This window comes from Algoriphagus halophilus, assembly GCF_900129785.1.
Classification (GTDB): Bacteria; Bacteroidota; Bacteroidia; order Cytophagales; family Cyclobacteriaceae; genus Algoriphagus; species Algoriphagus halophilus.
In genome coordinates this window covers 248,750-262,501 of record NZ_FSRC01000002.1, presented here as the reverse complement: position 1 = coordinate 262,501, position 13,752 = coordinate 248,750, and the positions used below count along the sequence as shown (strand labels likewise).

Genomic DNA, 13,752 nt, shown 5'->3' with positions numbered 1-13,752 from the left:
AAAGTGGTTCAATACTTTTAAATGATCAATACAGCATTGTCATTACCTACAATCATCTAAACCTGCCCAAGTCTATTGTCTTCTCAGAGACAGGTAGAAGCCTCATCTATTGGTACAATGCGGAAGGAGTGAAGGTTCGTCAGTTAAATGTAGAAGGGGCCACAACCACCTTAGATTATTTGGGGGAATTTGTGTTTGAAAAAGTCAATTCAGGAGCCAATACGATGTCCTATATCATGCATTAAGAAGGACGCGCGGCCTATGAGAATTCAGCGTTTCAATACGAATTTTTCGTCAAAGACCACCTGGGAAATGTTCGTCAGGTAGTGAGAGCTCCGGTTTCTGCAATGAGGATCGCCACAATGGAACCGGAAAAAGCGGAGGAGGAGGAAGAGCTGTTTGACAATATCCGGGAATCCAGACAGGGAGCGGGTGAGCACAACAAGACTCCTGGAGGGTATGCGACGGCCTGGCTCAATGCGGATCGGGGGAGGATACTCGGGCCGTCCCGAAGTCAGGAAGTTCAGCAGGGAGACAGCGTAGAGGTAGGGATTTTTGGGAAGTATGTGGATCCTAAGAAAGTCAGACTAAGCCCGGCTAGTTTCGTTCGAACAGGATTGGACCAAAAGATTATCCGAACATTAGGCGAGTATGGTCAGAATTTGGCAACTGCTCCTAATGAAATCGCCAATGCCAATGTGATTGCCTTGGTAATCTCAGAAGTCCAGCAAAAACCTGCCCCGGAGGCCTATATGGGCTATGCTCTCTATGATTCTGATTCGGTCCTTTACGAACAGGGCAAGGTAGTATTATCAAAAGAGGCACGAAACAAACACGAGGAACTGATACAAAAGCTGGCGGTCAAAAAAGACGGCTATATAGAAGCTTACTTGGTCAATGAGACCGATGACAATGTCTGGTTTGACCAGTTCAGAATCCTAAGTACAGGACCTCTGATCGTCCAGGAAACCCACTATGACCCCTGGGGAGTGGAACTTTCTGGGTTGGGCTATCAGTATGCAGGTATCAAAGTGAATCCATATCTTTATAATGAGGGTTGAGCGTTAAGAAATGATCCCTTTGGATCATTTTAGCGAAGAGCCAGCATGCAGCGTGGGAGGCAAACGGCCACTTGGGAGTGAACCTGTATGATTTCGGAGCCAGGATGTATGATCCTGCTATTGGAAGATGGTTTGTATCGGATCCGATGGCTGAGAAGATGCGACGACATTCTCCATATAATTATGCTTTCAATAATCCGCTGAGGTTTATTGATCCAGATGGGATGGCACCCATCGAGCCGAATGGGGGGATGACGTACGATGGCTACGTGGACGTCGATGAAAATGGAAATGTTCATGGAACTGACGGTAGAAAGAAGGATGACGAAAAGAAAGCGAAGGGAGGGAGTGATAATTCCGACCCATCGACTTCAGCTGGCAATCAAGGAGGCGCAGATAACTGTCCTGAATGTATAAATATTAATCTTGAGGAGTTTACTGTAACTGCACCGCGGTCGTTTCCAGGAGTACTGGGGAGGGCAGCAGATAGGTGGTACGCTCAAGGTCTTGCGAATAGTACATTTGGAAATATTGGATTTAATTATACTCAAATTAGAACTTCGAATATTTCAGCCTTCAACTCTGGAGGCATTTATTTGAATGGTTTAACACCTGGCGGGGGAGCAAGCTTCTCAATAGATCGAATTAGAGCGTATAACCAAGAAGGAAAGCTTACAACGGAAACGTATTTAACATATTCTTTGGGTCTTGGGCTAGATGTAGGAGTTGGAGGAAAAGTTTCTAGATATAATTCGAATGGCCCTCTTCAACACAGAGATTTATCAGGTCCATCTGTTTTTTATGGAGCATCAAATTACTCAATAAGTCACTCCTTTACTCTCAACAATGGAAAGCTTGTTTTCAATCAGGTATCTGGATACTCTATTGCATTAGGAATAAGTCCTACTTTTCCTATTAAATCAAGTTTTGGTGCTGGAGTTAGTTATAGCTTTAATTTATCACAATTATTTAGATAATTTAAAATGAAAAAAATATTATATGTATATGCTATACTAATGATTAGTTCATGCAGTTATTGTGATTTTATTAATGAACAAAACTCTAAAGAATTCTCTGGAAAAGTTGTAAACTTAAAGGTATATGAATGGGATAGAGGTAAAAAGGTTTTGGAGGTCAACAGCGAAAAAGGAAATGGTAAATACTATTTTCCTACGGACTATAAATATGATCCCTTTTGGGAGAAAATTATAATCGGTGATTCAGTATTTAAAGCTAAAAATAGTACTATTTTTTTTATATATAGGGAGGAAAGATTGTTGGATAAAATGAATCTTGATTTTAACTGTTTAGATTAATGGCTGGCCCCTCCCTCAAGAAATTAAGACTTAGTTCTGCGACGTTTGTAAGAACGGGCTTGGATCAGAAAATCATCCGTACACTAGGCGAGTATGGGCAAAATCTCGCAGCTTCTCCAAATGAAATCGCCATTGCCAATGTGATAGCCTTGGTGATCACCGAGCTGCAACAGAAACCTGTACCAGAGGCATATATGGGCTATGCACTATATGATGCAGATAGCAATCTGTATGAACAGGAGGGCTGAGCGTAAAGAAACAGTCCAGTGGACTGTTTGAGTGAAGAGCCAGGTTGAGCGTAGGATACCATTTCCAAAAAATCAAGGAACAAACATGAGGAACTGATCCAGAAAATAGCGGTCAAAAAAGACGGCTACATAGAAGCTTACTTGGTCAATGAGACCGATGACAATGTCTGGTTTGACCAGTTCAGAATCCTAAGTACAGGACCTCTGATCGTCCAGGAAACCCACTATGACCCCTGGGGAGTGGAACTTTCTGGGTTGGGCTATCAGTATGCAGGTATCAAAGTGAATCCATATCTTTATAATGAGGGTTTAGCGTTAAGAAATGATCCCTTTGGATCATTTTAGCGAAGAGCCAGCATGCAGCGTGGGAGGCAAACGGCTACTTGGGAGTGACCCCGATTGCTATCGTGGGTATGATTTCGGAGCTAGGATGTATAGCCTGTCCCGATAGCGAAGCGTATCGGGAATCCGGCTATTGGAAGATGGTTCGTTTTGGATCCGATGGCCGAAAAAATGACTCGACATTCTCCCTATAATTACGCTTTTGACAATCCTATCAGATTTATTGACCCAGATGGGATGGAGCCATATTCTGTGGCAGGAAGTACTACTACATCTGGTGAAAGTATGAGTCAGGAAGATGAGGATAATGGCCAGACAGTAAAAGGAGGGTATGGTGAAGAAATAGATATCGGGTTTGTATGGAGCCATACAGAAGATGGAGGTTATCTTTCAGATATCAAGAAAAATGATAATAATCAAGGGAATAAAGATTGTTGTTCAGGAAATAGGGAACCGAAACAAAAAGTGGCTCCAAATGAAATACCAAGAGAAAATGGTAAAGGATATGGATATGTGGGGAATACCAAGGACTTGGATGGCATCACTTATTTTAAAATGTCTGATAAAAGAGGCAATACATTCTGGGTTGATAAGGATTGGAATTCTATTCCAGGTTCATCATTTAATTTCTGGGAAACATATATGGGGAAAGATTTACAGGAGTATTTCCCAATGCTTCAAAAGCCTGAAAATAGAATTTCAATAGGTAATATTGGAGTGAGTATTTTTGAAACTTTTTATCTTGAGAAGTTGATTCGTTGGCCATTTCCTCTGCCTATTTATGTTCCATCAGAATTTATATATAATGATGGACCAATGAATTTCAATCAATAGTAATAAAACATGTCAAATTAAATTAAAAAAATAATGCCTTTAATGCCTTGGAATAAGTTTAGTTGGAGATTGATGATAAGTTTATCATTACTTTTTTTATTGATTTTAATATTGATAATAATCTTCCATAAGTAAATGTTTTTGATTAAAAATACTGTTGGAAAATACAGGGGATGGGTATATAAGTGAATCGTGTCAGGGACAGAGCTAGACTTTACGACTCTGTTATCGGTTGAGAACAATTCCCTTTCCTATATTATCTATGAAGAAGGTAGGGCTTCTAAGGAGAGTTCTGTTTTCCAGTATGAATTCTTTATTAAGGATCATCTAGGAAATGTCAGGCAAGTGGTCAGGGCTCCAAATTCGGCTATGCGTATCGCTACCATCGAACCAGAAAATGCCGAAGAAGAGGAGAAATATTTCAAGAACATCCGAGAGTCGAGACAAGGAGCTGCTGAGCACAATAAAACCCCAGCGGGGTATGCCACAGCTTGGTTAAATGCAGATAGAGGGAGGATTTTGGGCCCATCTAGAAGCCAGGAAGTACAACAAGGGGACAGTGTGGAACTGGGAGTTTTGGGGAAATATGTGGCCCCCAAAACTTACCAGTTGAGGTACTGGTCCAGCCATACCAACTGGATAGGAAGCATGAAAAACTGAGTGGTTGAATTCCCTATATACCAAAATCCAAAATTCGTACACCTCGTACGGCTCGTACCCCTCGTACCGTACGAATTGTACGAGGCTGAAATGAGATTCATAGCTAATTGGGGTGTTTCATGTGAATTTTTGTTTCCCAATTATTCGAATGATGTTAAACTGCTCCTCTGAAGTAAAGTAGATAGTGTGTGAGCTATGAACACAGTACCGGTAGCCAGTTCTGATATCATTTGCCATGGGGTACATTTCAGGATTTTGAGCAATCCTCTCAAAAGTTTTTTCCAAAGAGTTGAAGTATCGCTCGGCTTGTAATTTGCCGAACGTTTCCAATCCATAGAGATAAATTTGAATTAGGTCTTCCTCTGCTTGAAGACTAAGTGTAAAAGTCATGGTCTTATTTTCCCCGCCTTTTAGCCTCCTTTAGAATTTCGGCCATTGTCTTGGTAGAAAGGCCACTTTTCTCGCCCTTAATCAGTTCATTTTTTAACCAGATTCTATCTAATTCCTGTTCTCGCTGACGGCGAATCAAATCGTTGATCAATTCGCTTTTACTAGCATATTCATTTTCCTCAATTTTCTGCTTCAACCAGCGATCATTCGGTTCTGTAACGGTTATTGTTTGACGTGCCATAGTTGTGTAATTACGGTGTAAATATACACCGTAATTTATTTGTTTCTGATTTATATTTTCGGGATTTTAAAATTCGTACATCTCGTACGGCTCGTACCCCTCGTACCGTACGAATTGTACGAGGGAGAAAAGTGATTCTAATCCTTTCAAATGAATTCAATCCAGAGACGGCTCAAATACCTTCAAAATTGCAGGAAATTCAAAGGTTCGTTTTCTGATTTTGACCCTGCTTAAAACAGGTTCGTTTTCTGATTTCACATCAAAAAGAAAAAAGATCATTCAAAAACCATAAACAAGAAAAGTGCTTATACAGCATATAGAGCTACATTTTTAGAGGTTCAAAATGGTTCGATTTAAATAAATTTAAAAATGTAAAAGCAAAATGAACCTGTCCCCCTTTTTGTCCCTCTTTTCTTATAAGTTGCTGAAAATCAGGATAAGTTTGTAGCGCTGTTCCCGCTACTACGAAGCCGATCAATTTTGATCGGCTTTTTGTGTTTTATAGGGTTTCTGATGCGGTTTGTGTAATGATGAATTCCAAATGATTCCAAAGGAGTCAATTTTGTTCCACTTTTAGATTCATTTTTTTCAAATATTTTAAACTTTCCTTTTCAACAAATTCCAGAGGTTAGTTTATTCTTTGGAATTATTGTTTTTCAATTACTCTGAATTTCCATGACTCATCTCAAATTGGAATTTGACGCTTTCTTTAAAGTCATTTATCTATGATGGATTTAAACCTGAATTTATTAATCTTGAAGCACAACACCCTAAGTAAGATTTGGAAAGTGAATAAAAAGATGGCTTAAATTGGCAAACTTTAGAAACTCCTAATCATGTCTTAATATCTTTAAAGAGACACGGTTTTTACTCAGTTCAATGGATTCATGTAAGACACTCTATTAGGATTATCAGCCTACAGATTCCGGTTCATGAAACATAGTTGGTGCAACCTAGAAGAAAGAGTTTCATCGATATTGCGTCAGTTGGAAAGATTCTTGGGATTTGGAATATTAAATTGAAGGGGAATTGGTTCGTAGGGTTTTGGGCAAAGATATGATCGATCCAAAATTTTATACGAATGCTGAAGAGCTCGGGAATACTGCCAAGGATACACGAACCGGGTTGAGTAAGGAAATGGATATCATCATCAATGTGGAGGATCAAACCTGGAGATCCAGTCCTGAATCAGGTTTACAATCAGAAACCTACACGCCTATTGATTCAGAATTGGCCAATGTAGAGGATCATACCTTCAGAGTGAAGTGGATAAGAGTGTATAAGCCAGTGGAAAAAAATAGGCGATCATATTTTAGCTTTTCTGGAAAAACTGTTTCCTGTACTTTGCAGGCGATACTTGGTAGGATTCGTTGAATTTCTTATGGAAAAAAGGAAGTGAATCGTAACCACAGGCATAGGCGATTTGCGCTATGGGCTCCTCCGTGTCCAACAGCATCCTCGCTGCATGGTTTATTCTATATTCATTCAGAAAGGTAAAGAATGGCCTTCCCATCATCTTGGTGAAAAATCTTGAAAAGGATTGCTCGGAGAGATTTACTAAATCCGCTAATTCTTTTAGATAAATTTTCCTCCCAAAATTTTCTCCTACAAAGTCATGGATTTTGGCCATTCGTGTGCCGTATTCGCTGGGAATATCATCTGTAAAACTCGCGGCTGAAAGTGTGTTATAGGATGCTTTACTAAGTGCTGAAAGTATGCCCAGAAGTTGAATATAAAGCTCTTGCCCTGACAAATCCGGGAAGGTTTTAATCAGAGGAATTAGGTGATTCACCTGCTCCTTGTCAAAAATCAAACCTCTGGAGGCTGTCTTTAACAATTGATGAATTGAGTCTAATTCTGGCACTTTGGGAAAAATCCCCAAATTCCATTGTACTACGTATGATTTGGAGTTTGATGCCTGAGAGGTGTTGTTTTTCCAACAATGGGGAAGATTTGATCGCAACAAAACCAATTCTCCTGGCTGGTATCCACCTACATAGTCCCCAATAAATTTGGTTCCCACACTTTCTTCAATGTAGGTCAGCTCATGCTGAGGATGGAAATGCCAGGGTGTTTCAAAATCCTTTTTATCAAAACAGAAACCTAAGATAGATTTCTGATTTCCTAAGGGGATGGGTTCTAAAATTGGCTTCAAAATCTCGTAGTGATAGTACGGTTAAATTTACTATTTAATCAATTTTTTTCCCAAAAATATATATAGGCGACATAATAGATTACTTATTGGTGAAAATAGGGAAGTTATCTGAATAGTTTTTTGGCAATTATTGTAAATCAAGAAACAAGGCCCTAACCTGAAACCGAACTCCATGAAAAAAAGTGAAATACCCGATCCTTTTGCAACGCAGAGATCCAAATGTGGCTATGAGACTGTAGATGACCAAAATGATCCAGTGACCATGTTGCTGCGACACAAAGATGTCAGGAAGACTGCACATAATTACAAGACCTTTACCTCAGAGACGATTCCTGGAAGGATTGTCGTTCCCTCTGAAGTGAATATTCGTGATACGCGGCAGATTCCATTTGAAGTGGATCCTCCAAAACATGGAGCATACAGATCAGTTTTGGAAGCATGGTTTAAGCGTCCCATTTATGCGGATTATCAGGAAGCATTGACTAAGATAGTCTCAAGTATTATTGAGGAGATGTTGGCTAAGGAATCCCTGGAAGTGGTCAATGAATTTGCGCTTCCCTTACAGTCCCGTGCCCTGACGCTTTTGCTCAATACGCCTTTCAAAGAGTCAGAAACCTGGATATCCTGGGGGACACACGTTTTTCGTAGTGAAGGAGAAGCTTTGGATGCGGATAAAGCCAATGTACTTTATGATTATATAGACCGTGAACTTGATCGTGCGATCGCCAATCCATCTGATGACTTGTATTCGGTACTTATGCAGTCAGATTTTGATGGGAGAAAGCTGACCAAAGAAGAAGCAAAAGGGGTGATGGTTTTGACTTTCGCCGGAGGTCGTGATACAGTAATTAATGCAGTCACCAATGCAATCGCTTATTTTGCAGATCATCCTGAATCCTTGGAAAGGCTGAGAAAGGAGCCTGAAATCATTACTAATGCAGTAGAAGAAATGATCAGATACTTTTCGCCTTTGACGCATATGGGTAGGGTAGTAACTGAAGATACAATTGTCTGTGAGCATGCAGCAAAAGCAGATAGTCGGGTTTCTTTATGTTGGGCATCTGCCAACAGGGATGAAAATGTTTTTGAAAATCCGAATGAAATAGTTTTGGACCGAAAAATTAATCCGCACGTGGGATTTGGTTTTAGTCATCACAATTGCCTTGGAGCTACACATGCCCGACAGATTATGAGAATTCTAGTAAAAGAATTTTCGGAGAAAATTAAATCAATAGACATTCTTGATATGAAAGAGAATATCGAAAAATGGGGCAAATTCCAACGAAAGGTAGGTTACCATAAAATCAGTGTGAAATTCAATGCAACAACCCAATAAAGAAATGGCAAAAATTACCTTTATAACGAGTGATGAGCAGAGGATTACTTTGGAAGGGTTTTCGGGTTCGGTGATGGCATTAGCTGTGGAGAATGGAATAAAAGGGATCGACGGTGATTGTGGAGGAGTATGTTCTTGTGCCACCTGTCATGTTCATGTGGCTCCTGAGGATATCTCGAAAACCGGTGAGGCAAGCGAAATCGAAGCAGATATGCTGGAATTGGATGATGATACGGATCAATACAGTCGTCTTTCATGTCAGTTGCAGATCAGTGAGGAGCTTGATGGATTGGTACTTCGTGTTGCCAAATAAGATTGCTCATGTCTGAAAACTTAGGGAAAAATCAAATCTGTTTGATCATTGGAGCAAGCCATGCAGGGGTAAATTGTGCATTTGCGTTGCGAAAGGAAGGGTGGGAAGGAAAAATAATACTACTGGACTCAGATCCAGAGTTGCCTTATCATCGTCCTCCTCTTTCCAAAACTTACCTGTACAATGCCGAAGCTATAGGTCTAAATCTTTTGAAGTCTGCAGAAAGCTATGCCAAGGAAAACATACAGTTACTCCTTAAAATCAGAGCGCTGAGAATAGATCGAAAAACTCAAATAGTACAGCTGGATAATGGAACATGGCAAGCTTACGATAAACTGGTCCTTGCCACTGGAGCTCGGGCGATGATCCCGTCTATCCCAGGTTTGTCCGAAGCAAAACATGTTTATCCGTTACGAACAGCCGCCGATATCAATGAAATTCGGAATAAAATTTCTCAGAATTTCAGTCAGGAAGTAGTCATCATTGGTGGTGGGTATATCGGTCTGGAGATCGCAGCTTCCTTAAGAAAGTTAGAAGCAAAAGTTACGGTATTGGAGCGGGAATCCAGGGTGCTTGCACGTGTGACTGCGCCTGAATTGTCTTTGTTTTTTGAGAATCTTCATGCTGAAAATGGAGTATTTATTCACTGCAATAAGCAGGTCACTGCCATAAAGGGAGGAAGTGAAAAAACACAGATTATTTGTGCAGATGGTTCCAGTTTTTCTGCTGATATGCTAGTGCTAGGAGTGGGTATTCAGGTGAATTCTGAATTGGCCTCGGCATCGGGATTGGAAATGGAAAATGGAATACGAGTAGATTTAACAACTCTTACTTCGGATGAGCATATCTATGCGATCGGAGATTGTACCAATCATTTCAACCCTCACTACCAGCGATATCTCCGGCTGGAATGTGTTCAGAATGCGGTGGATCAGGCGAAAATCGCTGCTGCTGCGATTTGTAGTAAGGATGTTTTCTATGATACGATTCCTTGGTTTTGGTCTGATCAATATGAAGTGAAATTCCAAATGGTAGGCTTATCTACTGGTTATGAGGAAGTAATTTTGAGAAAAGAATCAGAAAAGGTCTTCTCTATTTGGTATTTTAAGGGAAATGAGTTGCTGGCAGTTGACGCGGTGAATTCTGCGAAAGCTTATGTTTGGGGTACCAAATTTATCAAAAGTGGAGAACAGATAGACAAAGCAAAATTGAAGAATTCTGAAGTTGAACTCAAATCAATCGGTAAGTAAACTCACTTGATCATAAATATTAGTAATCTTACTGAGGGTTAGGTTCTTAGTATTTGAGTTTACTGATAATAGCAAAATATATTGTGACCTCTGAGCCAATCTTTGTGTTCTCTGGAGTTTTAAAAATTTTATGCAATGTCAATTATTTCAAAATCAGCTGTAGCAAAAGGAGATGGTACTTTTAGCATTTGTAATGTCAGTATTTCTGAACCGGATTCAGATGAGGTGCTGGTAAAAATGAAGGCTGCTGGGCTTTGCCATACAGATTATGACTCCTTAAGCTGGGGCAAACCCATAATAATGGGACATGAAGGTGCCGGAATAGTAGAGAAAGTTGGAGCTAAAATAACTCATGTAAAACCTGGTGATCAGGTGATTTTGAACTGGGCTACGCCATGCATGCATTGCTTTCAATGTCAGGAAGGCAATCAACATATTTGTGAAAACAATTCTCCTGTAGTCGCAGGAGGAAATGGACATACCCCCGGACAAGCGTCTTTGGGAAGTACCAAGTGGGAGGGAAATGCTATTGAGCGCTCATTTAATCTGGGTACTTTGAGCGAGTATACCCTAGTTAAGGAGTCAGCAGTGGTGAAGGTAGAAGAGCCAAGTTTGAATTTTTCTGCCGCCAGTATTATCAGCTGTGGTGTGATGACCGGTTATGGCTCAGTTGTGAATGCAGCCAAATTAAAAGCTGGAAGTTCCGTAGTAGTTTTGGGTTGCGGAGGAGTAGGTTTGAACGTGATCAATGCCTGTCAAATCTCAGGAGCCAGCCTAATCATAGCGGTGGATATCAATCCAGCCAAATTGGAAATGGCGAAGGAGTTTGGAGCTACAAAAGTGATTTTGGCTGAAAAAGATGATGTCGGGCTGATCAGTGCTTCTTTAAAAGTAAAAGAGATGCTAGGAGGAAGAGGGGCCGATTATGCTTTTGAATGCACTGCGATTCCTGCCTTGGGTGCTGCTCCCTTGGCTATGATCCGAAATGCTGGGACAGCAGTACAAGTGAGTGGGATCGAAGAAGAAATCACCATAGACATGCGACTTTTTGAATGGGATAAAATATATATCAATCCCCTCTATGGAAAATGCCGACCTCAGATTGATTTTCCTATTATTATGCAATTGTATAAAAATGGGCAGCTTAAACTAGACCAAATGATCAGCAAAGAGTATAAACTGGATGATTTACAACTTGCATTTGATGATATGCTCGCTGGAGTAAATGCCAAAGGAGTTATCGTATTTCCTTAAAGCTATACGCTATGAACAGTTTTAGATCCATAGAATTGTCAGACGAAATGTTTGAACAATCAGGCCTTCGTTTTTTGACGGTCAAAACGCCAAATCTTAAAGGAAGAGGGGATATTTGCCTCTATGTGCCAAAAGGGATAGAGAATCTAACCGACCTTCCTATCTACATTTTGCTACATGGAGTTTATGGATCTGCTTGGGTATGGGCGATGAAAGGCGGGGCACATGTGACAGCAAAGCGACTTATGGAAAGTGGTGAAATACGACCAGCTATTATTGCGATGCCTTCGGATGGACTTTGGGGAGATGGTTCGGGATATTTAACTCACCAAGAGCTGGATTTTGCGGAGTGGATTGTATCGGATGTACCAAAAGCAATCAGAGAGAATATTTCAAACGCCAGTGAAAAATCCCCAATCTGCATAGGGGGGCTTTCTATGGGAGGGTATGGGGCTTTGAAATTGGGAACTCAATATCCTGAGATTTTTTCTGCTATTTCCGCGCACAGTGCTATCACTAGGTTTTCGGAGATGTCTTTATTTGTAGAAGAATCTCTCGAATCCTATAAGCTTCGAAATACTGAAAATGATGTAATAGATTTGGTAAAAAGGAAAGTAGACTCTTTACCAGCTATCCGCTTTGATTGTGGATTGAATGATGAGTTGATTGAAGGAAATCGTCTACTCCATAGTCAATTTAAGAAACTGGGAGTAAACCATGAGTATGTAGAATTTTCCGGTGGTCATGAATGGGAATATTGGCGGAAGCATTTGAAAAAAAGTCTTTATTTTTTTGATATCCACTGTAGAAATTAACCCTTTTATTGCAAGGATTAAACGGGGTTTGGAATAAAATGTCTTCTAAAATTGGTCATAATTTCAACTGATCGATTTAGTAATATTTTAAGATGCTTGAGTTAACTAACTGTAATCTAGGAACTGATGATTATTGTTATATTTCGTGCCCTCGGAACGTACTAAAGTACGAGGTGAAGTAAAATCCAAAAACATTCAAATAGATTCAATTCTAAAGAAAAGAAAAAAGACCATTCAAAACCCAAATGCCTCAAAAGTGCTTATAGGGCGTTTTGAGCCACTTTTAAATGATAGTATTCAAATAAATTTAAAATTGTATAAGCAAAATAAACCTATCCCCTTTTTGTATAATACGCTGTAAAAATAGTTGTTTTTAGAGCCCTGTTCCCTCTACTACGAAGCCGATCAATATTGATTCGTTTTTCTTTTTTAAATATCCTTCAACGCATATCGTACATAAGCAAACTTGGTTCCTTCAGGATTCCAAGAAGGCACGTTGATGGTTCCCTGGCCTCCATAAAATTCCTCAGTTAAATCCGTCACTGCTTTGGTTTCCAAATCAAGTAACCTCAGCTTTACCTGCCTGCCAAAAGGATGACTTTCTTTTTGATCTTCGATGTAGGTAATGATCGTTGCTACCTTGTTGTTCGGGGATATATGGGCAAACCAGTTGGAATGATTGTCAAACGTCATTTGTTCGGGGTCGGAACCATCAGGTTTCATCCTCCAAATTTGCATCATTCCAGACCTATAGGAATTAAAATAAATAAACTTACCATCGGGAGAATATTCAGGGCCATCATCCAGACCTGATTCCGACGTCAATCGTATTTCTTCACCTCCATTGGTGCTAATTTTATACACATCAAAGTTATTGTTTCTCTGGGCGCAGTAAACGACATCTTTTCCATCAGGAGAAACTCCATGCCAATAGGATGGACTCAGTTCAGTGATCAATTCAGGTATTCCGCCTTCAGCTTCTACTTTGTAGATATATGAACCTCCCCGTACATCAGGTTTTCCGCTGGAAATAAATAGGGTTTTTCCATCAAAAGCATATCCATGATCGTTATTGGCTTTTTGGATTTCTCCGGTAATTAAAGTACCTAGATTTTTTCCATCCAATCCGATTTTCTCCAATTTTCCCGCACTGTTTATTAAGAGAAATCTTCCATCAGGAGACCAATTTGGGGCTTCAAAGTGTCTTTCCTCTTTTAAAATTAAAGTGGATTCTCCTGATTGAAGATCATAAATGTATAAAGAGCTGATCACTTGCTTTCCTTCCGGAACCTGCGCTAATAAGACATTGCTTAAAAGGAAAAAGAGTAGGGTGATACGTTTCATCTGGTTGCTTTTGGGTTGAAAACTTGAAATCCATCAGGGATTATTCGCATAGATGGCTTTCCTGTACTTAAGATAATGATTTGAAAATAATCCAGATAACAAACATACTTCCCGTTTGATATTTACTATAATCTTAATTTGGGGCTAGGTTGTTGTATTTATTTCTTTTCTCTACTCATTAAGAGTCAACCCC

The 13,752-nt window shown here is 39.9% G+C and carries 17 protein-coding genes; 13 read left to right on the top strand and 4 right to left on the bottom strand.

All coding sequences use genetic code 11. From position 1 onward, the window contains the following. The first annotated feature begins 347 nt into the window (after nt 1–347). From BUR11_RS21230 to BUR11_RS13115, 7 genes are all read left to right on the top strand, one after another. A complete protein-coding gene (locus BUR11_RS21230; RefSeq protein WP_200800410.1) occupies nt 348–1,061 on the top strand; it encodes a hypothetical protein in 714 nt (237 codons plus the stop codon). 77 nt (nt 1,062–1,138) lie between these two features. Next, on the top strand, nt 1,139–2,038 hold the full coding sequence (locus tag BUR11_RS13140) for an RHS repeat domain-containing protein (RefSeq protein ID WP_200800409.1): 900 nt from the start codon (nt 1,139–1,141) through the stop codon (nt 2,036–2,038). A 6-nt stretch (nt 2,039–2,044) separates the two neighbouring features. Then, entirely contained in the window at nt 2,045–2,377 is a 333-nt protein-coding gene (locus tag BUR11_RS13135) for a hypothetical protein (protein ID WP_143185996.1), read from the top strand. Continuing rightward, on the top strand, nt 2,377–2,625 hold the full coding sequence (locus tag BUR11_RS13130; RefSeq protein ID WP_074225450.1) for a hypothetical protein: 249 nt from the start codon (nt 2,377–2,379) through the stop codon (nt 2,623–2,625). The genes BUR11_RS13135 and BUR11_RS13130 overlap by 1 nt, the downstream gene beginning before the upstream one ends. 141 nt (nt 2,626–2,766) lie before the next feature. Continuing rightward, nucleotides 2,767–2,970: a hypothetical protein gene (locus tag BUR11_RS13125; protein ID WP_074225449.1), complete on the top strand. Its 204-nt coding sequence runs from the start codon at nt 2,767–2,769 to the stop codon at nt 2,968–2,970. A 168-nt stretch (nt 2,971–3,138) separates the two neighbouring features. Continuing rightward, a complete protein-coding gene (locus BUR11_RS13120) occupies nt 3,139–3,801 on the top strand; it encodes a hypothetical protein (RefSeq protein ID WP_143185994.1) in 663 nt (220 codons plus the stop codon). A gap of 192 nt (nt 3,802–3,993) precedes the next feature. Beyond that, nucleotides 3,994–4,461, top strand: a complete 468-nt coding sequence (locus BUR11_RS13115; protein WP_074225447.1) for a hypothetical protein — start codon at nt 3,994–3,996, stop codon at nt 4,459–4,461. A gap of 117 nt (nt 4,462–4,578) precedes the next feature. Here BUR11_RS13115 and BUR11_RS13110 read toward each other — a convergent pair whose 3' ends face one another. Together BUR11_RS13110 and BUR11_RS13105 are read right to left on the bottom strand one after the other, a co-directional pair. Then, nucleotides 4,579–4,851, bottom strand: coding sequence for a type II toxin-antitoxin system RelE/ParE family toxin (locus BUR11_RS13110; RefSeq protein ID WP_074225446.1), 273 nt, complete (start codon nt 4,849–4,851; stop codon nt 4,579–4,581). Between the two features lie 4 nt (nt 4,852–4,855). Then, nucleotides 4,856–5,092, bottom strand: a complete 237-nt coding sequence (locus tag BUR11_RS13105) for a ribbon-helix-helix domain-containing protein (RefSeq protein ID WP_074225445.1) — start codon at nt 5,090–5,092, stop codon at nt 4,856–4,858. Nucleotides 5,093–6,148: 1,056 nt separating this feature from the next. Between BUR11_RS13105 and BUR11_RS21105 the strand changes: the two genes are divergently transcribed. After that, nucleotides 6,149–6,466: a LamG domain-containing protein gene (locus tag BUR11_RS21105; protein ID WP_143185992.1), complete on the top strand. Its 318-nt coding sequence runs from the start codon at nt 6,149–6,151 to the stop codon at nt 6,464–6,466. Here BUR11_RS21105 and BUR11_RS13100 read toward each other — a convergent pair. Beyond that, a complete protein-coding gene (locus BUR11_RS13100; protein WP_074225444.1) occupies nt 6,405–7,247 on the bottom strand; it encodes an AraC family transcriptional regulator in 843 nt (280 codons plus the stop codon). The genes BUR11_RS21105 and BUR11_RS13100 overlap by 62 nt on opposite strands. A 172-nt stretch (nt 7,248–7,419) precedes the next feature. Between BUR11_RS13100 and BUR11_RS13095 the strand changes: the two genes are divergently transcribed. The 5 genes from BUR11_RS13095 (at nt 7,420) to BUR11_RS13075 (ending at nt 12,215) form a co-directional block, all read left to right on the top strand. After that, complete coding sequence (locus BUR11_RS13095) at nt 7,420–8,583, top strand: cytochrome P450 (protein WP_074225443.1); 1,164 nt, start codon at nt 7,420–7,422, stop codon at nt 8,581–8,583. Between the two features lie 4 nt (nt 8,584–8,587). Further along, nucleotides 8,588–8,896: a 2Fe-2S iron-sulfur cluster-binding protein gene (locus BUR11_RS13090; RefSeq protein ID WP_074225442.1), complete on the top strand. Its 309-nt coding sequence runs from the start codon at nt 8,588–8,590 to the stop codon at nt 8,894–8,896. Between the two features lie 8 nt (nt 8,897–8,904). Beyond that, nucleotides 8,905–10,146 (top strand): NAD(P)/FAD-dependent oxidoreductase, encoded by a 1,242-nt coding sequence (locus BUR11_RS13085; RefSeq protein WP_074225441.1) that lies wholly within the window; start codon nt 8,905–8,907, stop codon nt 10,144–10,146. Nucleotides 10,147–10,281: 135 nt separating this feature from the next. Further along, on the top strand, nt 10,282–11,400 hold the full coding sequence (locus BUR11_RS13080) for an alcohol dehydrogenase catalytic domain-containing protein (RefSeq protein WP_074225440.1): 1,119 nt from the start codon (nt 10,282–10,284) through the stop codon (nt 11,398–11,400). Nucleotides 11,401–11,411: 11 nt separating this feature from the next. After that, entirely contained in the window at nt 11,412–12,215 is an 804-nt protein-coding gene (locus BUR11_RS13075; protein WP_074225439.1) for an alpha/beta hydrolase, read from the top strand. Nucleotides 12,216–12,644: 429 nt separating this feature from the next. Here the strand turns inward: BUR11_RS13075 and BUR11_RS13070 are convergent, their stop codons facing one another. Beyond that, nucleotides 12,645–13,559 (bottom strand): TolB family protein, encoded by a 915-nt coding sequence (locus BUR11_RS13070; protein WP_074225438.1) that lies wholly within the window; start codon nt 13,557–13,559, stop codon nt 12,645–12,647. Between the last annotated feature and the right edge of the window lie 193 nt (nt 13,560–13,752).